Below are 19,965 nucleotides of genomic sequence, written 5' to 3' on the forward strand. Positions count from 1 at the left end.
GTAGGCGCTTTTTTTAATGAACATAAAATCCGCTGCCTATTTTACCTGGCCGATAGCGAGGCTCACTTTATAGTTACCGTACTTTAGCAGGCGGTCGAGCAGCGCGTTCAACCGTTCCGGGCTTTGCGTGCGTGCCCGCATCCAATAACAGCCCTCGCCGCTGACGCGGTAAGCCTCTTCAATCTCCTCCTCGGATGCAACGAACTGCAGGAATGTCTGGTGGGCGCCGCCTGAATTCAGAAATACCGTGATCAAGGCGTGCACGTGAAGTCCCAGCTTTTCCGGATCCCAGCCAATCGAATAACCCGTAATTACGCCCAGTTCCCGCAGCCTGCGAATACGCGCCCCCACAGCCTGCCCCGTCATATGAACCGTACGGCCAATCTCCTTATGGCTGAGTGTGGAGTCGTGTATCAGCTGCCGCAGAATGAGCAGATCGATCTCGTCTATAAGCGCTTGGCTCATCTTTAGGTGAGTTCCTTTCCGAATGAAAATAGATACGCTGTAATCCTTTCACCGCATTATGTACTCCAACCCATGAGGAAAATTATACTTAATTGTAGCAGAACTCATGAAAAAGAAGGAGTGCATCCATATGAAGCTTCAATTAATAAGACATGCGGCTCTTTGGCTGGAGTACGGCGGTTCCGTCTTTTTGATCGATCCGATGCTCGGTGAGCCCGGAGCCTATCCGCCGATTGTGAACAGCGGCAATGAACGGCGGAATCCGCTCGTTGGTCTTCCCGGTCCAGTGAACAGGTGGCTTAAGCCGGATGCCGTAATTGTAACCCATTTTCACAATGACCACTGGGACGATGCTGCCGTTTCCTTGCTTCCAAAGGATATTCCGCTATTTAGCCAGATAGAGGACGGGGATCGGATCGGCGGCCAAGGCTTTACAGCGGTTACTCCAATCCAAGAGCAGGCGGAATTCCGTGGAGTCCGGTTAATCCGTACAAGAGGCAGACATGGTACCGGAGAGATCGGGCGGCTGATGGGACCGGTGTCCGGCTTTATACTCCAAGCGCCTGATGAGCCCGTGCTCTATATTGCCGGAGATACGATCTGGTGTGAAGAGGTGCAGGAAACACTAGACCGGTATCAGCCGGAAACGGTGGTGATCAATGCGGGGGAAGCGCGGTTTGTTACCGGATGCCCCATTACGATGAACGATGAAGATATATCAAGGCTGTGCGTGCATGCTCCCAAGACGAAAGTGGTAGCCGTCCATATGGATACGATCAACCACTGCCATCTGACAAGGGATAAACTGCGGGAACGGCTTGAAGATAAAGGATTACTCGGCAGGGTGCTCATTCCATCGGACGGGGAGTTTCCTGCGCTTGACTGAGGGATGAAATCATGATAAATTATTTCTTGTTCACATCAAAATGTTCCCTGATAGCTCAGTTGGTAGAGCACTCGACTGTTAATCGAGTTGTCACAGGTTCGAGTCCTGTTCGGGGAGCCATTTTCTTGGAGAGATACCCAAGTGGCTATAAGGGGACCCTCTGCTAAGGGGTTAGACTGCGTAAGCGGTGCGAGGGTTCGAATCCCTCTCTCTCCGCCACATTTCTTCCGAATTGTGCGGCTGAATTTTTTAATCTCAACGATTTATCTATAACGATCTATCTAATTAGAAGAGGTAGCTCCCGCAAGGGGGCTTTTTTAATGTTGGATATATGTCAGCTTTCGGCTTAAGGGCAAAACGACGGCCAGATTTATGAGCACTAATTGAAGAAATATGATGCATTAACTCTTTATTTATTTGAAGGAATGATGCATTAAAGTGAAGAATGTTATATTAAATGCTACATAATAAAGCTTTGCATTTACTCAGGGAATAAATTCCACATATCGACGCCTTCGTTTTTCTTTGTTTTACGCGATATTCCTCTGTTTTTCTAATCTTTTGTTACATTATATAACTTAGTTATTACCTATTAGGTTAGTAATTGTAACGCCGAAATTCGAAATTTCTTGGAACCCCTCAAAATCTTAGTGACGAAAAAAAGGACATATGTTAATATAGGTAACATCATTAAAAAGAAAAGAATGAAAGAGAGAAGAGGGTTTGACGATGAAAAAGGGAAAAGGGGATGGCGATGGAGTATTTTATTCAACAGTTAATTAACGGAATTTCCGTAGGCAGCATTTATGCGCTGATCGCCTTGGGTTATACCATGGTTTACGGGATCATCAAGCTGATCAACTTTGCACATGGGGATGTGTTTATGGTTGGTTCGTTTATTGGACTGTTCAGTGCCAGATATCTGGCATCGGCGGGTCTCCCTCCGGTTTTGGTTCTTATAATATCTCTGATTTTTTCCATGACGGTCAGTGCGCTGCTTGGCATCACAATTGAACGTTTGGCCTATAAGCCGCTGCGTAAATCCACACGGATTGCTGCGCTGATTACGGCAATCGGCGTATCCTTTTTGCTGGAATATACCGGGGTGCTCGTGCTTGGGCCGCAAGCTCAAGGTTTCCCTGACATTATGGCTAAGAAGCAGTACCAATTGTTCGGGACTTCCATCCAGGTGGAATCGAACCAGGTTATGATTTTGGTTACGACGATTATTCTGATGATTATTTTGCAATACATCGTACGTTATACCAAGACCGGTAAAGCGATGCGGGCGGTATCGTTCGATATGGAAGCGGCGCGTTTGATGGGGATCAATGTAGACCGTACCATTTCGGCAACCTTCGCCATCGGCTCGGCGCTTGCGGCAGCAGCCGGCGTAATTTTCGGCATGACTTACAACTCTGTTGATCCGCTGATGGGCGTTATGCCAGGACTGAAAGCTTTCGTCGCCGCAGTGCTTGGAGGCATCGGAAGCATTCCGGGTGCGCTTGTAGGCGGCCTGCTGCTAGGAACGGTAGAGACGGAAATTTCCTCGCTCGGATATTCCTCCTGGCGTGACGGCGTAGCCTTTGCCGTACTGATCCTGATCCTTATCTTTAAACCATCCGGGCTGTTCGGCAAGAATGTCCGGGAGAAAGTGTAGGAGGGAAACGGTGTGAAAAAGATGAACAAAAAATTCTGGCTGGGCATTATCACTGCCCTGGTCTTATATGGGGTCGTGCAAGTTCTGCTAACAACGGGAGTTTTGGATGATGTTCAAAGATCAATGCTCCTTCTGATCTGCGTCAACGTTATGTTGGCAGTATCGCTTAACCTGATTAACGGCATCACCGGGCAGTTTTCAATCGGCCACGCCGGTTTTATGTCTGTCGGCGCCTATACATCGGCGATTCTGACGCTTGACCATAACGCTCCGTTTATTCTCGCCATTATCGCGGGCGGAGTAGTGGCTGCAATATGCGGCGTGCTGATTGGGATGCCGACGCTGCGTCTGAACGGCGACTATTTGGCGATCGCAACACTCGGATTCGGCGAAATTATCCGGATTATCATGCTCAACACGGAATACGTCGGCGGCGCTTCGGGCCTCAGCGGTATTCCGGCAAAGTCGACATGGACGATCATGTTCTTCTTTATGTTAATTACAATTGTACTGATTAATAACTTTATCCGCTCCACACACGGCCGGGCTTGTCTCGCCATCCGCGAGAACGAAATCGCGGCGGAAGCCATGGGTATCAACACGACGCTGTACAAGGTTATTGCCTTTACGCTCGGCGCTCTGTTCGCCGGGATGGCTGGAGGTCTGTCGGCTCATACCTTCTACGTCATCACTCCGGGCAGCTTCAACTTCCTGAAGTCGTTCGAGATTCTCGTTATGGTCGTTCTCGGAGGGCTCGGCAGCACGGCCGGTTCGATCGTCGGCGCTGTATTCGTCACCCTTCTGTATACTTACCTTCGGGATTTCCCGGAATGGCGTATGATTATTTATTCGATCGTTCTGATTCTGATGATGATTTTCCGTCCAGGCGGTCTGCTTGGAAGCACGAAATTCTCTCTCAAGAAGTTCGGCAAAAAGGAGGCGAAGGCAAATGGCGGCATCGGCGACAGCAGTGCTTCTTGATGTTAAGGAAGCCAGCCGTTCCTTCGGGGGACTAAAGGCGCTCAGCGAGGTTTCTCTTCATATCAATAAAGGCGAGTTGATCGGTCTGATCGGACCGAACGGCGCCGGCAAAACAACGCTGTTCAATCTGCTGACCGGTGTTTACCCGCCCTCTACGGGCAGTATTATCCTTAACAATGAGTCGGTCGGCGGCATGAAACCATACAAGATCAATCACAAGGGAGCAGCACGTACCTTTCAGAACATCCGCCTGTTTACGGCTATGACAGTGCTGGATAACGTCAAAATTGCCTTTCACCAGCATGCCAAGCACTCCATGTTCACCTCTATGCTTCGCCTGCCGAAGCATTTCAATGGGGAGGGCGAAATTACGCAGAAGGCGATAGATATTCTGAAAATATTCAATCTCGATGATCAAAGCGAAGAGCTTGCCGGCAATCTCAGCTATGGCAACCAGCGGCGCCTTGAAATCGCGCGGGCGCTTGCGGCCGGACCGAAGCTGCTGCTGCTCGACGAGCCGGCGGCCGGTATGAATCCGAACGAGACGCGCGATTTGATGAATCTCATTGCCTGGATCCGCAAGGAGTTTGACCTTACGATTCTTCTGATCGAGCACGATATGTCGCTTGTTATGGGAGTCTGCGACCGGATTTATGTACTCGACCGCGGAATGCTCATCGCAAACGGTACGCCGTCCGAAATCCGGAGCAATCCGAAGGTTATCGAAGCGTATTTGGGACAGGAGGCGTAAAGGCTATGCTTAAAGTACAGGGAATCAACGTTTACTACGGAGCCATTCACGCTCTGAAAGACCTCAGCATCAGCGTCAATCAGGGAGAGATCGTTACGCTGATCGGAGCCAACGGCGCCGGCAAGTCGACGCTTCTCAAGACGCTTTCGGGATTGCTTAAGCCGAAGACGGGAAGCATTGATTTTTTGGATAAATCCATTACGAACCAGAGCGTTCAGGCGATCGTCAAGCAGGGGCTGATTCATTGCCCCGAAGGACGACGCGTGTTTGCCAATATGTCTGTAGAGGAAAATCTGGAGCTTGGCGCTTATTTGCAGGATTCCAGCAATTTGGCAGCCGACTTCGAGAAAGTCTACAATACATTCCCGAGACTTCGGGAACGCAAGAAGCAGCAGGCCGGAACACTGTCCGGCGGCGAACAGCAAATGCTCGCCATGGGGCGCGCTATTATGGGACATCCGAAGCTGCTTCTGCTGGATGAACCGTCCATGGGCCTCGCCCCGCTTCTGGTGCAGGATATTTTCAAGATTATTCAGGAAGTGAACGCGGCCGGAACGACCGTGCTGCTGGTTGAACAAAATGCGCATCAGGCACTCAAAATCGCCCACCGCGCATATGTATTGGAAACCGGCAGAGTCGTGCTGGAAGGAGACGCCAAGGAATTGGCGGATTCCGAAGAAATCAAAATGGCTTATCTTGGGCACTAACGCAGTTAGCTATAATCATGGCATCACAGAACCAACATATAAATTAAATTATCTGGGAGGCTGGGAGAACAATGAAGAAAATCGGGGCCATTATTTTGTCGACAGTGCTGACTGCCGTATTGGCAGCAGGCTGCGGCAGCAACAACACAGAGAACAGCGGAAATTCCGCAAGCGGCAGCAACTCTGCCGGAGACACTATCAAAATCGGAGCTGACCTTGAGCTCACAGGCGGCCAAGCCTCCTTTGGCGACTCCGCATCGAAAGGCGCGAAGCTGGCTGTTCAGCAAATTAACGATGCTGGCGGCGTGCTTGGCAAGAAGCTGGAGCTGGTTGTAGCCGATAACGCTTCGAAATCCGAGGAAGCAACTCAAGCTGCTCAAAAACTGATCACTGACGACAAGGTTGTTACCATTATCGGTGCATCGACTTCCACCAACACTCTGGGTATCGTTCCGGTTGCTACGGAAAAACAAATTCCACTCGTAGCCGTTGGCGCTACCAACCCTAAAGTTACTGTTGACGAGCGCACAAACAAAGTGAACGAATGGGTGTTCCGCGCAGCCTTTATCGATCCTTTCCAAGGACAGGTTATGGCTAACTTTGCAACCAACTCGCTGAAAGCCAAAACGGCTGTTATCTACACGGATACTTCCAGTGATTACTCGAAAGGTCTGCAGAAGTTCTTCGAAGAAACCTTTAAGAAGAATGGCGGACAAATCCTGAGCCAAGAGTCTTACCAACAAAAAGACTCCGATTTCAAAGCTGTATTGACTCGCATCAAGGCAGCCAATCCGGATGTTATCTATCTGCCTGGCTACTATGAAGAGGTCGGCAAAATCCTGAAACAAGCACGCGAAATGGGCATTACGGTTCCGTTCCTGGGCGGCGACGGCTGGGATTCTCCACAGCTGGCTGAAATCGCAGGCGCAGCGGCTCTGGACAACACCTTCATGTCCAATCACTATTCGCCGGAAGATACTGCTCCTGAAGTTACAACTTTCGTTGACGCATATAAAGCCGCCAACGGCGGCGCAGTACCGGACGGCATGGCAGCCCTTGGCTATGACGCTGTCAAACTGGTAGCCGACGCTATTTCCCGCGCAGGAGCAGCCGATGCAGCCAAGATTAAAGACGCCTTGGCAGCGACCAAGGATCTCCAACTGGCTACCGGCAAAATTACGTTGAACGAAACGCATGACCCGGTTAAAGCGGCTGTCGTACTGAAATTCGTGGGCGGCAAGCAAACTTTCGAAACCAAGGTTAATCCGTAAGCCAAAAGAAACATCACAGCGCTAAGGATAACGGCAAGTTTGATTTGATCCATCTTTCGCAACAGACAATTTACTTCCAAATATCGCTTGGCCGCTTGGGATGCCGCTCCATTTATCAATGGGGCGGCTATCCTGCTATCTTGCCATATACGAGAAGGAGGAATAAGCATGATTGTCGGCATACCGAAAGAAATCAAGAATAACGAAAACCGTGTGGGCATCACGCCGGCCGGTGTCGAAGCGCTTAAAAAGGCAGGTCATACCGTGCTGATTGAGACTTCCGCCGGTAAAGGCAGTGGATTCGAGGATTCGGAATACCGGGACAAAGGCGCTGAAATTCTGTCATCCGCTTCGGAGGTGTGGTCTAAAGCGGAGATGGTGATCAAGGTGAAGGAACCTCTGGCGGAAGAGTATGGCTTCTTCCGCCAGAATCTAATCCTGTTCACATATCTCCATCTTGCTCCCGAAGCGGGTCTTACGAAGGCATTAGCGGACAGCGGCGTTGTCGCCGTAGGCTACGAGACGATTCAGCTTGACGACGGCTCGCTGCCGTTGCTTACGCCAATGAGCGAAGTAGCGGGGCGGATGGCCGTTCAGATCGGCGCTGGGCTGCTCGAGAAGCCGCACGGCGGCAAGGGGATTCTGCTGGGCGGCGTTCCCGGCGTCAAGCCCGCCGAAGTCGTTATCATTGGCGGCGGCGTTGTCGGAACCAATGCGGCAAAGGTCGCTATCGGCATGGGCGCGAGGGTCACCATTCTCGACTTAAACGCAAACCGGCTGCGGGAACTGGACGATATTTTCGGCGGCCGGCTGATGACCATTATGTCGGATTCCTATCATATTGAGGAGGCGGTCCGCAAAGCGGATTTGCTGATTGGCGCCGTACTCATTCCGGGCGCCCGCGCGCCGAAGCTGGTCAAGGAATATATGGTTCAACAGATGACCGAGGGTTCGGTTATCGTCGACGTGGCCATCGACCAGGGAGGCTCGATAGAGACTATCGACCGGATTACCACCCACGAGAATCCGACCTATATCAAGCATGGGGTTGTCCATTATGCGGTAGCCAATATGCCGGGAGCGGTTGCCCGCACCTCGACGCTGGCGCTGACAAATGTGACGATTCCATATGCGCTGCAAATTGCGAATTTCGGCATGTCTGAAGCAGCGACGGGCAATATCTCGCTCGCCCGCGGAATTAATGTAGCGGCTGGACATGTTACCAACCAAGCCGTGGCCCAAAGCTTGGGCTATGCGTTTATGGACGGGCTGGAAGCTTTGAAGGAAACAGGACTCGTTTAGAGCGTATTATATAACTGCTTATCTCCGCGGGAAGGGCGGAGGCAGGCATATACGGCGGTTTGCATCTATAAGTAAGCCGCCGTGTTTTTTTGAAAAATAGTTCTTGCCAGATGATTTGGGATTTGCTATAATCATTTTTGTTGTGACACTAAAGCATGGCCCGTTGGTCAAGGGGTTAAGACACCTCCCTTTCACGGAGGTAACAGGGGTTCGAATCCCCTACGGGTCACCATAAGCGGTAGTGGTGGAATGGCAGACACGCTATCTTGAGGGGGTAGTGGGCGTACGCCCGTGGAGGTTCGAGTCCTCTCTACCGCATAATAGCCAAGGAAGAACCCTGAGAAATCAGGGTTTTTTTTCTCATTAAGGGAACTTTAGAGGGAGATCGGACCAATATCTCGTGAATTCAGGCGGAAAGGGGGATACGCCGGTTACGGAGTTAATCCGCCAACCGTTCCAAGGCGCCGGGATACTGGGGGTACAGTTGGGCCATACACTGGGGACAGATGTCGTGGGTTAGTTCGGTATGCAGTTTCTGCTGCAAGAAACGTTCCACCGGAATCCATTCGCTGCCCTTGCGGATGGATTTGCAGGAAGCGCAGACCGGCAGATAATGATATGACTTCCGATGGAGTGAGTCGACAGGCGGCTTGGCTTGGTGCGGTTCTGCGGCGTGAGAGATAAAGCGGTGGGACAGCAGAACAAAAGAGATCGAGCGCTTAGTCTCTTCGGGAATAGCAAAGGCCTCAATTTGGAACCATTTTCTTCCCTTCAGGGAAGGAGGTTTGGGAAACCTGCCATTGTAAACGAGCCGTTCTTCCGAGAAGATGGAATGGACGGCCTGGGTTAGCTCCAGCATAGAGTCTGGTGGAAGAACAAGCTCACGCATCATTTCAAAATAGTCTGTCCCCGTCCACTCGAAGCGCATGGAAAGACCCGAAGCGATACCGAAGCTCTTCCATGGTTCGTTCGCCGCGGCGATCAATCCGTGTCTATCGACAGCCAGTGCGCTGCCCGGCAGAGAGTGTATCAATCGGATTGCGAGGGATAAGGCGCTTTTGGACAAAGGGATCGCTCCTTGACAGATTTCAGGATGGGATACTAAGATTAAGCGGATAAAAAGATAGCTTAGTTATTTCCCGCTTCACTCGTGATGTCCGGGGTTATATCGAGCAGTTGGTCCACCTGTCGGCGGTACCGTAAGGCGCTGCGCGTTCCGTGAATTAGATTGGATAGGCGGTAGGGCGGTATGCCGTTCATTTGGCAAAATTCTTTTTGACTCAGCATCATCTCCGCTAGGCGCTGCTTGATTGTCCATCCGTAAGGGGTTATGGGCTTTTTGCTGCGTATCTTGCTCACCTCTTATCGACATTCCAGCCGTATGATATAATGGGCTAAAGCATAAGATTAGTTAATTATATACTTTTTTACGTCATTTTACAATAAAATAATGACTTATTTACGTTATTTGTTATAATTTCGGAAGGCGGTCTGGAAATGCAGTCCATTTATGATCGAATTGAACTTTTGATTGACAAAAAAGGCATGACCAAAAAAGCGTTCTGTGAGCAGCTTGGCATCAGTACAGGAAATATGGGAGATTGGAAACGGGGCAAGTCGACACCCGGAACGCATAAATTAATCGAAATCGGCGCTTTTTTCGGCGTCAGTCTGGACTGGCTTATTCTGGGCAAGACTTCCCCGTCCATACTGCGTGAAGGAAGCGAGGATTATTTTTTTGAGCAAATACGGCAATCCAATTGCCATTTCGATGAACTGCAGCCCCGGGAGAAGGAATTTATCAAAGAGTATCTCGCTTTTGCCGAATATCGCAGACGGAAACAGGAGGAGCAGCTTCCTGAATAATTTAGCTTTACTTTTGAGAAAGAAGCGAGTATAATAACATGTGTTGGCCTCAAAAAAATGATTCACCGCGCGGTAGTGGTGGAATGGCAGACACGCTATCTTGAGGGGGTAGTGGGCGTACGCCCGTGGAGGTTCGAGTCCTCTCTACCGCATATAGAAAGAAGCCTTGCGCAGCAAGGCTTTTTTTGTTTCTGCACATGCGATTTACAAGTGATGGAATTTCCGGTATGCTCATTATACCGAGTTTTTGCATGGGAATAGATGAAAGCTATAATTTGAAAAATCTAATTTTGGAGGCAATGCACAATGGGGAAGATCGTTAAGAACTTGACCGAACTGATTGGGAATACGCCGCTACTCGAGCTGTCCAGCTTCAAAGAGGAAGGCGCGGCTGCGAACATCCTGGCCAAGCTGGAATATTTCAATCCGGCGAGCAGCGTGAAGGACCGGATCGGATACGCCATGATCAAGGATGCCGAAGACAAGGGGCTCATAAACAAAGAGACGACCCTTATCGAACCGACCAGCGGAAATACCGGCATCGGTCTTGCCTTTGTGGCGGCGGCACTGGGCTACCGGTTGATTATTATTTTGCCCGAATCCTTCAGCATAGAGCGTCGAAAGCTTCTGAAACAGCTCGGGGCGGAGCTGGTGCTGACCCAGGCTTCGGAAGGCATGGCGGGCGCGATCCGCAAAGCACAGGAGCTGTCCGCAGATATACCCAATTCCTATATCCCGCAGCAGTTCGAGAATCCGGCCAACCCCGATGTGCATCGGAAGACTACGGCCGAAGAAATTTGGAATGATACCGATGGAAAAGTGGATATTTTTGTCGCAGGCGTCGGCACCGGCGGAACGATTACGGGAGTCGGCGAGGTTCTGAAACAGCGCAATCCGCAGGTGCGGATCGTCGCTGTGGAACCGTCCGGCTCACCTGTTCTATCCGGCGGACAGCGGGGCCCTCATGCCATTCAGGGCATCGGTGCTGGCTTCGTACCGGGTAACTTCAACCGGGCCGTTGTGGACGAGATCATCACGGTAAAGAATGAAGAAGCGATTGCAACGTCGCAAAGACTGGCAAGGAAGGAAGGGCTGCTTGTTGGGATTTCTTCCGGAGCTGCGGCATTCGCCGCCTATCAGCTGGCCAAACGGCCGGAAAACATCGGCAAGAACATCGTCGTCCTTCTGCCGGACACCGGCGAACGGTACATTTCAACCGAATTATTTCCCGAGGAATAGAGCGAGAAGCGGCATGCAAGCCGCGCAAGCAGCGGTCAACAGACCGGTCGCCGAGCAGAAATGCCCGTTGACCGGTCTTTATTTTTAACTAATAGAAAAAAGCCTGTCCGACGTATTGACGAAAAGAACCTGTAAGCGTATACTAAAGCCACGAAGCACAAATGATAAAACAAAAAGCACATATGTGCCGATAATATAAAAGGTCTGGAGAGAAAGCCGATGACAATCCATGATGAAGATAGAAGGCTGTTGGCTCAAATTGCTCGAATGTATTACCTCGACGACATGACACAGAGCGAAATTTCAAAGGCGCTGGGCATATACCGCACTTCAATTAGCCGTCTGCTGAAAAGAGCGCGGGAAGAAGGCGTGGTTCAGATCAAGATTACGGAGGGTGAAGGCAAATACGAAATTGAGGAGCGTTTGGAAAGCGTATTTCAACTGAAAAGGGCAATTGTCGTGCCCTCCAACACTGAATTGTCCGAGTCGGGCCGGAAGAAGGCCGTAGCGAGAGCTGGGGCCGAGCTTATGAAAAGTGTGATAACGGACGACGATGTTGTCGGATTGGCCTGGGGCACCACGATGGGAAGCCTGATTGGGGAATTTACCGATTGCGAGCAGCGTTCCGCGCATTTCGTTCCCTTGGTTGGGGGGCCAGGGCCGATGGAAACGAAGTATCATGTCAATGCCATCGTGTACAGCATCGCGAATGACTTCGGAGGAGAAGCGTATCTGATTGACGCAGCGGCCGTTGTGGAACGCAAGGAAACGAGAGACGAAATTGTGCAAGCGCATTATTTTCGCAAAATATCTGATCTGTGGGATCGTCTTACGGTCGCTGTAGTTGGCATCGGCGCTCCTATCAGCAATTCGAACATGATCTGGACCGGATTTTACGGCGACAAGGAAATTGCCGACCTGAATCGGCATAACGCGATCGGCGATATTTGCTCTAGGTTCTACGACTTGGAAGGGAAGTTAATCGAATCCGAATTAACCGATCGCACGATCGCCATTCCGCTGGAACGGCTTCGGAACACCCGGTATACAATTGCTCTGGCAGAATCGGCAGAGAAGGCGCCTTCCATTATCGGAGCCATCAAGGGTAAATATATCAACACCTTGGTCACCAATGAAGAAACCGCGGTAGAGATGCTCGGTCTGGAGGCGCAGAAGAAATCGCACGCAATGAATTGAAGGGGGTGAATACTATGGGATATATCATTATTGTGATTGCGTTGTCCTGGCTTTTGCAAAGTGTGCTCGGGTTCCTGCAAATTAGACATTTCAACCGACATTACACGGAACTGAGGCGGATCGGGCGAGTTGCCATCGGCAAGAAGACGGGAAGGTTCAGGGCAGGTACCGTCGTAATGCTCGCAATCGACTCGCAGGGAAAGATTCTGAAAGCCGCTAGGATGCAGGGAGTCACGGTCTTTTCCAGAGTGCGATCCTTGAAAGGTCTGGAAGGTAAGCCGCTGCCGAAGCTGGAAGAGGGAGATCTCGCGGGGTTCGACAAGCTGACAAAGGGCGCTATCAGGGATGCCATAAGCAGCTATAAGATTATTTCAAATGGAGGTGAACTCAAGCTTAAGAAGACCTGGCTCGAAAGACTAATACCGGCGAAAAAATAACAAAATGGGGTGAAAGTATGGAAATTGTAACAAACCTGGCCAACGGCTTTATGAATCTGTTCAGGCAGGGAGGCGTGACCTTTACCAATCTGGTTACAGGAATTGTCCCGCTACTGATTATGCTGTTGGTGGCTATGAATGCGCTGATTCAGCTGATCGGCCAGGAACGGGTGGAGCGAGTCGCAAGGAAATCGGCAAAAAATCCCTTTACGCGCTATTTTATCCTTCCGATTGTAGGCACTTTTATTCTTGCCAACCCGATGACCCTCTCGCTGGGAAGATTCCTGCCCGAAAAATACAAACCCAGCTACTATGCCGCGGCCTCATATTCCTGCCATACGCATAACGGGTTATTCCCGCATGTGAATCCCGGAGAACTGTTCGTATTCCTTGGAATCGCGGCTGGTATCACCACACTGGGTCTCAACACGACGGAGCTGGCGCTGCGGTACTTCCTGGTAGGGATTGTGACGAACTTTTTCAGAGGCTGGGTAACCGATCTCACCACTTCCATCGTCGAGAAACAGCAGAAAGTAAAACTGAAAGAAACCGTTAACTTGTAGGAGGTGGGGGACATGAGTAATTACAACGCGGTTATTATCAAAGCGGGAACAGGCGGGTTTGGTGGTCCGCTCATTATCAGGCCGACTGAGGAAAAAAATAAGGTGGTCTACATAACGGGGGGAACGAAACCGGATATTGCCGACCACATTGCGGAGCTTACCGGGGCAGAACTGGTAGACGGCTTTAAAACAAGCGTCCCTGAAAAGGAAATCGCCTGCGTCATCATCGACTGCGGAGGGACACTGCGCTGCGGCGTGTATCCGCAAAAGGGAATTATGACCATTAATGTGCTTCCAACGGGGAAAAGCGGACCGCTGGCAAAGCATATTACCGAGGATATTTATGTATCCGGAGTGAAGGTTTCGGACATTGAGCCGTATGAAGGTGCTGCAACACCCCATACAGCCCAGCCCGAAAAAAGTGATGCAGAAATAAAAACCCAACCTAAGTATAGCGCAAAGCAAAAAATAAGTGAACAGCAAAAGCCGAAAGGCTTGCTGGCACGGGTCGGCATGGCAATGGGCTCCATTGTAAGCGTGTTCTATCAGGCGGGACGGGAAGCGATAGATACGGTTATCCGAACTATTCTGCCATTCATGGCTTTTGTGGCGATGTTGATCGGCATAATTAACGCCTCGGGAATCGGCGACGTATTCGCCAAATTTCTCTCGCCGTTCGCGGGCTCGCTGCCTGGCTTGCTCCTGATCTCACTGGTGTGCTCATTTCCGTTGCTATCCCCTTTTTTGGGACCGGGCTCGGTCATCGCGCAAGTTGTCGGAACCCTGATCGGAGTGGAAATCGGCAAAGGAAATATCCCGCCTCATCTGGCGCTGCCAGCGCTGTTCGCTATCAATTCCCAGGCTGCCGCCGATTTCGTCCCAGTGGGACTGGGACTGGCGGAGGCCGAGGTGGAGACGATCGAAGTAGGTGTGCCAGCCGTATTGTACGGCCGGTTTCTTACCGGGGCGCCCACGGTCTTTATTGCTTGGTTGGCCAGCTTTGGGCTGTACAGTTAATGAACTGAATGGAGGACTCTGTTATGCAAACCGTTTATCAAACCCGGATTACGCAAATCGGTTCGTCGGTGTTTGATTTTATTGAAGATAAAATCTTTGTACTGTTCGGTGAGAACGCGCCTTCGGATGTAGCGGATTATTGTCTTCTGATCCATGTTAACGATGTGGAAGGCGAAATCGAAAAGGGAGATGTTCTGCTCCTGGATGGCATCGAGTATACGATCACTTCGGTCGGAAGCAAAGTGGCCAGAAATTTAAAGCTGCTCGGGCATATCACCCTTCAGTTTGACGGAAGAGAAACGGAAGGGCTGCCCGGCACGCTGTATTTAGAGAACAAGGATTTTCATAAACCGGGAATCGGCGGCGAAATAAAAATTATTAAAAAATAAAAAGATCGATAAAGGAGTGCTAAGGATATGAGTGAACGTAAAGTGGCAATAGTTGCCGGCGGAGGTCAAAGTTTGGGAGAAACGCTTTGCTATCGTCTCGCTGACGAAGGCTATGATATTGTTGTGGCTGATTTAAATGGTGAACATGCGGAGAGCGTAGCTCGGACCGTTGAGGAACAGCATCGACAAAAAGCGCTGGCTGTAGCGGTAAATTTCATCCATGAAAACGAAGTAATCGAGATGGTGGGCAAGGCAACGGAAGCCTTTGGGCGCATTGATCTGCTGGTTTATGTGGCGGGTGTCGCCAAGAGCCGTAAAATTACCGACTTTGGCCTGGAAGATTGGAATTTAACCGTCGACGTAAATCTCACCGGATACTTTTTGTGCGCAAGAGAAGTGTCGCGAGTCATGATCGGGCAGGGCGGGGGAAATATCATTCAGATCAATTCGAAATCGGGCAAGGTCGGCAGCAAGCATAATTCGGCCTATTCCGCTTCCAAATTCGGCGGGGTCGGGCTGACGCAAAGCCTGGCGCTTGATCTGGCGGAGCACAATATCCGTGTCAACTCGATTATGCCGGGCAATCTGCTGAACTCGCCGATGTTCCAGAGCCTGATTCCCCAATACGCCCAGAAGCTTGGCATCAAACCGGAAGAAGTGGAGCAGGTATATACGGATAAAGTGCCGCTGAAGCGGGGCTGCACGTATGACGATATCGCCAATGCCGTTATTTTTTACGCTTCCGACAAAGCGTCTTATATGACGGGGCAATCCATTAACGTGACGGGCGGTCAGGTCATGCACTAGCCGGGGGAGTGCCTCCGGAACGAATGCCGATTGGATAAACGAAAGGATTGTGCAGGAGAATCATGCTGCGCAATCCTTTTTTTCTTTTTCCCGGGGGAATGTCACCGCTGTTCAATTAAAGCAGAGTCTTAATTTCATCTTCGATGCTTTCGGGTGTCGTCGTCGGGGCAAAGCGTTTCAGCACATGTCCTTCACGGTCGACCAGGAATTTGGTGAAATTCCACTTTACGCTTTTGGAGCCGAGCGCGCCGGGAGCTTCCTTCGTTAAATATTTGTATAACGGATGGGCATTGTCGCCGTTAACATCGATTTTTTCATACATCGGAAAGGAGACGCCGTAGTTGAGCTGGCAGAATTCCTGGATTTCCTCGCTGCTGCCGGGCTCCTGCGCCGCAAACTGGTTGCTGGGGAAGCCGAGTACCTCGAAGCCGCGGCCCTTGAATTTTTCGTAGACTTCCTGGAGACCTTTGTATTGAGGGGTGAAGCCGCACTTGCTGGCCGTGTTCACAATAAGCAGCACCTTGCCTTTATACTTGGACAACGATTCTTCCTGACCGCGCAGGGTATTTGCATGGTAATCATAGACGCTCATAAATGGGGTCCTCCTCAAACCATAATATGTTTATAACAATTTAATTTTAAACGATTTATAATCACAATCAAGACTTTTTGAAAAATATTAAAATTTTTTGTAATTTCTCGTTTCAAATCGCGCCTCAAGTTTAATTAAAGGTAGTGCTAGGGTAAAAATTGGATTACAAAGGAGACGATATTAATGAAAGCATTGTATACGGCTACCGCAACGGTTCGCGGCGGACGTGAAGGCTCATTTGAATCCTCTGACGGCGCTTTGAAGCATAATCTGAGCATGCCCAAAGAGCTGGGCGGTTCGGGCGGAACAGGCACGAATCCTGAGCAGCTGTTTGCTGCGGGGTACGGAGCCTGCTATGAGAGCGCGCTGGCCTTTATTTCCCGTAAGGAAGGCGTCAAGCTTCAGGATGTGGAGGTTACGTCGAACGTATCCATCGGTAAAGATGAGAGCGACGGAGGATTCAAGCTGTCCGTACGGCTTGATGTGAAAATGTCGGGTGTTGACCATGACAAAGCGGAGGATTTGGCGAAAAAAGCCCATGATTTCTGTCCGTACTCCAAAGCGACGAGGGGAAATATCGAGGTGGAGCTTAATGTGCTGGAAATGAGCCGGCAGTAATCCCTTCGCTAAGGTGGCAGATGAAACTATTGAAGGCATGCATAAATAAGACCCATTTCCGCATTGATGATGCGAAAACGGGTCTTATTTGATTTTCTGAACGACTGAAGTTTAAACCGTTATTACTCTACCGGCGGTTTGCTGTCAATGATCAGCTGCGCCTCTTCATTAGTAAGGTCGTAATTCAGGAACTGCTTATAGAAACTTACGGTTTCTTGGACGATGTTCAGGTCGGGAAACAGATCGGGATGCAGCGTCTTGGCCGCCCATTGGATTTGCAGCGCGGCTTCGGCGCCGTAGCGGTCCCAGAGGAAAGCGCCGCTCGGGTTGTTATAAACGTGGCCGTTCTTGACGGCATTCAGTGTCCTCCATGCGGGATCGTCCATGATGTGGTCGGTATCCGTCAGGCCGCTGCCGATCATGATATAATCCGGATTCCAGGCTATAATCTGCTCCAGACTTACAGGCTTCATGTTGCCGCTAATCTCTTGAGCGGCATTAACGCCGCCAGCTACTTCAATCCAGTTCTGGATCATCGTGTCCTTGCCGTCCACCTGAAGCGGCGACAGGGACTGAATATGCAGCACCTTAGGCTTATCCGACTCGGGAATTTTGGACGTTACAGCAGTTATCTGTTCGAGCTTGCCATCAAGATAGCTGATAAAGGAATCGGCCCGGGTACGCGCATCTTCCCCGAGAATGTCTCCCGTCAACCGGAAGCATTCCTTCATCTCTTCGAAATTCGTAAAGTTCAGCGTTACTGTGGGAATCCCGGCATTCTCCAGAGGCTGAATCAGCGGAGAACCGGTCGACGCAAAGGCGATGTCAGGCTTGTTCTTCAGCACCTCTTCCATTTGCGCTTCGGATTTGGTAAAGGCGGTCACAGCATTTTTCATCTGCGGATTTACTTTGTACAGCCAAGGGACCGACTTGGGCGTAGAGATGGTGGACACGATTTTTCCGCCGGCTCCAAGGATCGTCACAACTTCATTATGAGCAGGCCAGGCATCAGCAATTTTGTTGATTTGCGAAGGGACTGTCACCTGGCGTCCGTCGGTATCCGTAATGGTCTTGCCTGCCTCGGCTGTCTGCGAGGAAGTCGCCTGCGGAGAAGGTGCCGGCGATGCTGCGGTTCCGGTGTCACCGGCATTCCCATTTGTATTATTGCTTCCGCATCCTGCCAGAACCAGAATTAATGCTGCCGATAGTATGAACGCCAGCAAGCTTTTTTCTTTGAATCTTTTTTGCATGATAGTACCTCCTGTTTTTTGTGAATAATGAAGTTTGGTTAAGACAACTCCTCAAGCATTTGACTTTCCGTCCGCATAAGTGGAACGCATGTCTTCACATTCTGCCCTGTGGCGGCGGTAAGTTCCGCGATCTCGACATCGATGCCGTAGGCGGATTTCAAATTCTCGGATGTTACCACCTCTTTCACAGACCCCGCCAAAAAGGGAAGCCCGCGGCGCAAGAGCGCTACCCTGTCTGAGCATAAAAAGGCATGATCTGGAAAATGAGACGTCATGACTACCGTCATTCCCCGGTTGCTGAGCAGCCGGATTTGTTCCAGCATTCGGATCTGATTGCCGAAATCCAGATTGGACGTCGGCTCGTCCATTATCAAGATGTCCGGCTGCTGCGCCAGCGCCCGGGCGATTAGGACCATCTGCCGCTCTCCTCCGCTCAGCTCCGTGTATATTCGATCCCGCAGAGCAGTGATCTGAAGCATTTGCAGAGCCTGATCGGCAATGCTCCGGTCTTTGGAACTCGGTGCGGCGAACAGTCCGAGATGAGCGGTGCGGCCCATGGTGACCACATCGAAGACGCTGAATGGAAAAGGGGCGCCGTGCGCCTGGGGGACGTAGCCAACGGCACGGGCCAGCATTTGTCTGGACCATCCTTCGGTGCTCTGCCCTTTAATTTTGACGGTTCCCCCTAAGGGCTTCAGAAAAGACAGCAAGGTCTTGAACAAGGTTGTTTTGCCTGCGCCGTTGGGACCGAGCAGACACATAATCTCCCCGGACCGAACCGAAAACGAAACCTCCTTGACGATCGGCTGACTGCCATAACCGCAGGAGAGATTCTCGACTTCCAGCATCAGTCCCACCCCCTTTTTCCGGTAAGGAGCAGCACAATGAAAAAGGGAGCGCCAATCAGGGAAGTCAGGATTCCAAGCGGGATTTCCATGGTAAGCGCGCTGCGGGCAATATCATCGACAAGCAAGAGATAGGATGCGCCGTATAGCGCGGAGACGGGCAGCAGCACCTTGTAGTTTGGCCCGACGACCATACGTGCGAGATGGGGCACGATTAGACCTACCCAGCCGATCATGCCGCTGACGGATACAGAGGCGGCGGTCAGCAGGGTGGAGCATACGATGGTGACTATGCGGATTCTGGCCGTATTGACACCGAGCGACTGGGCTTCTTCCTCGCCAAAAGACAATACGTTCAGCTTCCATCGCAGCAGAAGCAGTGGTATCAAACCGATTAACACGAGCGGAGCAAGGATTGCCAAATCATCCAGTCCGACAAGAGACAATCCGCCCATCAGCCAAAAGGTGATGGAGGGAAGCTTGTTGTCAGGATCGGCAGCCAGCTTAATAATCGAGGTGAACGAGCCGAACACGGTGGAAATGACGATCCCGGTCAGCACCAGGGAAAGCACCGCCCCACCTCTGCGGCTGACAAGCGATCCAATGGAGTAGGTCAGCGCCACCGCTCCAATACCGAGCAGGAAGGACAGCAGTTGAATGCCCGCCGGGCCAAGCGACAGCAGCATCGCTAACGCCGCACCGAATCCCGCCCCGGCAGAGGCGCCCAGAATATCCGGCGACACCATCGGATTGCGGAACAGGCCTTGGTACGAAGCTCCGGCGGCGGCCAATGCCCCGCCGACGAGCAGGGCGGCGGCGATTCGCGGAATGCGCACATTGAACAGGACGGTGCTGACAGAATCCGGTCCCGGGTCGGGCAGTCCGAGAAGGCGGGCCCGGAAGATATCAGCCATCTGAGACAGCGAGACGCTGTAACGTCCGAGTGTGAAGGAGAGGAGCAGCACGGCAATCGGCAGTCCGGCGGTCAGAACGATTCGGATCACCCGTTTGTGTTTGCCGGAGGAATTCGTCGTTTGCCCCAACATTTCGGAAGTTTGTGTCATTTTTGCGTTCATCCTTCAGCCTCCTTTTTTCTGAATTTTTCTGAAACCAGCTTGAAAG

General features: G+C 51.1%; 23 protein-coding genes and 5 tRNA genes. 21 read left to right on the forward strand and 7 right to left on the reverse strand.

Annotation, left to right across the window (positions count from 1 at the left end; all coding sequences use genetic code 11):
- Nucleotides 1–36: 36 nt before the first annotated feature.
- A complete protein-coding gene (locus tag KP014_RS09225; RefSeq protein ID WP_036591313.1) occupies nucleotides 37–465 on the reverse strand; it encodes an Lrp/AsnC family transcriptional regulator in 429 nt (142 codons plus the stop codon).
- Nucleotides 466–595: 130 nt separating this feature from the next.
- On the opposite strand from KP014_RS09225, the gene KP014_RS09230 reads away from it, so the two are divergent.
- The 11 genes from KP014_RS09230 (at nucleotide 596) to KP014_RS09280 (ending at nucleotide 8,341) form a co-directional block, all read left to right on the forward strand.
- Complete coding sequence (locus KP014_RS09230) at nucleotides 596–1,351, forward strand: MBL fold metallo-hydrolase (RefSeq protein WP_090834028.1); 756 nt, start codon at nucleotides 596–598, stop codon at nucleotides 1,349–1,351.
- A gap of 44 nt (nucleotides 1,352–1,395) precedes the next feature.
- A tRNA-Asn gene (locus tag KP014_RS09235) sits at nucleotides 1,396–1,471 on the forward strand.
- Between the two features lie 7 nt (nucleotides 1,472–1,478).
- Nucleotides 1,479–1,570 (forward strand) — tRNA-Ser (locus KP014_RS09240).
- A 535-nt stretch (nucleotides 1,571–2,105) separates the two neighbouring features.
- Nucleotides 2,106–3,011: a branched-chain amino acid ABC transporter permease gene (locus tag KP014_RS09245; protein WP_090834053.1), complete on the forward strand. Its 906-nt coding sequence runs from the start codon at nucleotides 2,106–2,108 to the stop codon at nucleotides 3,009–3,011.
- A gap of 21 nt (nucleotides 3,012–3,032) precedes the next feature.
- A complete protein-coding gene (locus KP014_RS09250; RefSeq protein ID WP_036593165.1) occupies nucleotides 3,033–3,992 on the forward strand; it encodes a branched-chain amino acid ABC transporter permease in 960 nt (319 codons plus the stop codon).
- Entirely contained in the window at nucleotides 3,961–4,743 is a 783-nt protein-coding gene (locus KP014_RS09255) for an ABC transporter ATP-binding protein (RefSeq protein WP_036593158.1), read from the forward strand. Before KP014_RS09250 ends, KP014_RS09255 begins: the two co-directional genes overlap by 32 nt.
- A 5-nt stretch (nucleotides 4,744–4,748) precedes the next feature.
- Nucleotides 4,749–5,450, forward strand: a complete 702-nt coding sequence (locus KP014_RS09260) for an ABC transporter ATP-binding protein (RefSeq protein ID WP_036593159.1) — start codon at nucleotides 4,749–4,751, stop codon at nucleotides 5,448–5,450.
- Between the two features lie 71 nt (nucleotides 5,451–5,521).
- Nucleotides 5,522–6,721 (forward strand): ABC transporter substrate-binding protein, encoded by a 1,200-nt coding sequence (locus KP014_RS09265; RefSeq protein WP_036593161.1) that lies wholly within the window; start codon nucleotides 5,522–5,524, stop codon nucleotides 6,719–6,721.
- A gap of 168 nt (nucleotides 6,722–6,889) precedes the next feature.
- Nucleotides 6,890–8,023 (forward strand): alanine dehydrogenase, encoded by a 1,134-nt coding sequence (gene ald / locus KP014_RS09270; RefSeq protein ID WP_090834027.1) that lies wholly within the window; start codon nucleotides 6,890–6,892, stop codon nucleotides 8,021–8,023.
- A 157-nt stretch (nucleotides 8,024–8,180) separates the two neighbouring features.
- Nucleotides 8,181–8,255, forward strand: a tRNA-Glu gene (locus KP014_RS09275).
- Nucleotides 8,256–8,258: 3 nt separating this feature from the next.
- Nucleotides 8,259–8,341 (forward strand) — tRNA-Leu (locus KP014_RS09280).
- A gap of 121 nt (nucleotides 8,342–8,462) precedes the next feature.
- Here KP014_RS09280 and KP014_RS09285 read toward each other — a convergent pair.
- The gene (locus tag KP014_RS09285; RefSeq protein WP_036603342.1) at nucleotides 8,463–9,089 is read right to left on the reverse strand and encodes a hypothetical protein; all 627 of its coding nucleotides are present in this window, start codon (nucleotides 9,087–9,089) and stop codon (nucleotides 8,463–8,465) included.
- 62 nt (nucleotides 9,090–9,151) lie between these two features.
- Nucleotides 9,152–9,373, reverse strand: a complete 222-nt coding sequence (locus KP014_RS09290; protein ID WP_090834052.1) for a Rha family transcriptional regulator — start codon at nucleotides 9,371–9,373, stop codon at nucleotides 9,152–9,154.
- Nucleotides 9,374–9,520: 147 nt separating this feature from the next.
- On the opposite strand from KP014_RS09290, the gene KP014_RS09295 reads away from it, so the two are divergent.
- From KP014_RS09295 to srlD, 9 genes are all read left to right on the forward strand, one after another.
- Nucleotides 9,521–9,889: a helix-turn-helix domain-containing protein gene (locus KP014_RS09295; protein WP_036603344.1), complete on the forward strand. Its 369-nt coding sequence runs from the start codon at nucleotides 9,521–9,523 to the stop codon at nucleotides 9,887–9,889.
- Between the two features lie 69 nt (nucleotides 9,890–9,958).
- Nucleotides 9,959–10,041, forward strand: a tRNA-Leu gene (locus tag KP014_RS09300).
- Nucleotides 10,042–10,195: 154 nt separating this feature from the next.
- Nucleotides 10,196–11,128, forward strand: coding sequence for a cysteine synthase A (cysK, locus tag KP014_RS09305; RefSeq protein ID WP_036603347.1), 933 nt, complete (start codon nucleotides 10,196–10,198; stop codon nucleotides 11,126–11,128).
- A gap of 219 nt (nucleotides 11,129–11,347) precedes the next feature.
- Complete coding sequence (locus tag KP014_RS09310) at nucleotides 11,348–12,325, forward strand: sugar-binding transcriptional regulator (RefSeq protein WP_036603349.1); 978 nt, start codon at nucleotides 11,348–11,350, stop codon at nucleotides 12,323–12,325.
- A gap of 14 nt (nucleotides 12,326–12,339) precedes the next feature.
- Nucleotides 12,340–12,762: a transcriptional regulator GutM gene (locus tag KP014_RS09315; protein WP_036603352.1), complete on the forward strand. Its 423-nt coding sequence runs from the start codon at nucleotides 12,340–12,342 to the stop codon at nucleotides 12,760–12,762.
- A 17-nt stretch (nucleotides 12,763–12,779) separates the two neighbouring features.
- Nucleotides 12,780–13,325: a PTS glucitol/sorbitol transporter subunit IIC gene (gene srlA, locus KP014_RS09320; RefSeq protein WP_025691383.1), complete on the forward strand. Its 546-nt coding sequence runs from the start codon at nucleotides 12,780–12,782 to the stop codon at nucleotides 13,323–13,325.
- A 12-nt stretch (nucleotides 13,326–13,337) separates the two neighbouring features.
- A complete protein-coding gene (gene srlE / locus KP014_RS09325) occupies nucleotides 13,338–14,342 on the forward strand; it encodes a PTS glucitol/sorbitol transporter subunit IIB (RefSeq protein WP_036603356.1) in 1,005 nt (334 codons plus the stop codon).
- A gap of 23 nt (nucleotides 14,343–14,365) precedes the next feature.
- Nucleotides 14,366–14,731, forward strand: coding sequence for a PTS glucitol/sorbitol transporter subunit IIA (locus KP014_RS09330; protein ID WP_036603359.1), 366 nt, complete (start codon nucleotides 14,366–14,368; stop codon nucleotides 14,729–14,731).
- Between the two features lie 27 nt (nucleotides 14,732–14,758).
- Complete coding sequence (gene srlD, locus KP014_RS09335; protein WP_036603360.1) at nucleotides 14,759–15,538, forward strand: sorbitol-6-phosphate dehydrogenase; 780 nt, start codon at nucleotides 14,759–14,761, stop codon at nucleotides 15,536–15,538.
- A gap of 115 nt (nucleotides 15,539–15,653) precedes the next feature.
- On the opposite strand, the gene KP014_RS09340 is transcribed toward srlD, so the two are convergent.
- Nucleotides 15,654–16,130, reverse strand: coding sequence for a glutathione peroxidase (locus KP014_RS09340; protein ID WP_036603363.1), 477 nt, complete (start codon nucleotides 16,128–16,130; stop codon nucleotides 15,654–15,656).
- A 183-nt stretch (nucleotides 16,131–16,313) separates the two neighbouring features.
- Between KP014_RS09340 and KP014_RS09345 the strand changes: the two genes are divergently transcribed.
- On the forward strand, nucleotides 16,314–16,748 hold the full coding sequence (locus KP014_RS09345) for an organic hydroperoxide resistance protein (protein ID WP_036603366.1): 435 nt from the start codon (nucleotides 16,314–16,316) through the stop codon (nucleotides 16,746–16,748).
- Nucleotides 16,749–16,870: 122 nt separating this feature from the next.
- Here KP014_RS09345 and KP014_RS09350 read toward each other — a convergent pair whose 3' ends face one another.
- From KP014_RS09350 to KP014_RS09360, 3 genes are read right to left on the reverse strand one after another with little or no spacing between them, the layout of a single operon-like run.
- Nucleotides 16,871–17,998 carry an ABC transporter substrate-binding protein gene (locus KP014_RS09350; RefSeq protein ID WP_036603369.1) on the reverse strand — a complete coding sequence of 376 codons (1,128 nt, stop codon included), beginning with the start codon at nucleotides 17,996–17,998 and terminating at the stop codon, nucleotides 16,871–16,873.
- A 38-nt stretch (nucleotides 17,999–18,036) separates the two neighbouring features.
- Nucleotides 18,037–18,846, reverse strand: coding sequence for an ABC transporter ATP-binding protein (locus tag KP014_RS09355; RefSeq protein ID WP_246590683.1), 810 nt, complete (start codon nucleotides 18,844–18,846; stop codon nucleotides 18,037–18,039).
- On the reverse strand, nucleotides 18,846–19,919 hold the full coding sequence (locus tag KP014_RS09360) for a FecCD family ABC transporter permease (RefSeq protein WP_090834026.1): 1,074 nt from the start codon (nucleotides 19,917–19,919) through the stop codon (nucleotides 18,846–18,848). The genes KP014_RS09355 and KP014_RS09360 overlap by 1 nt, the downstream gene beginning before the upstream one ends.
- Between the last annotated feature and the right edge of the window lie 46 nt (nucleotides 19,920–19,965).

The sequence above is a fragment of the Paenibacillus sophorae genome (assembly GCF_018966525.1).
Classification (GTDB): Bacteria; Bacillota; Bacilli; order Paenibacillales; family Paenibacillaceae; genus Paenibacillus_AQ; species Paenibacillus_AQ sophorae.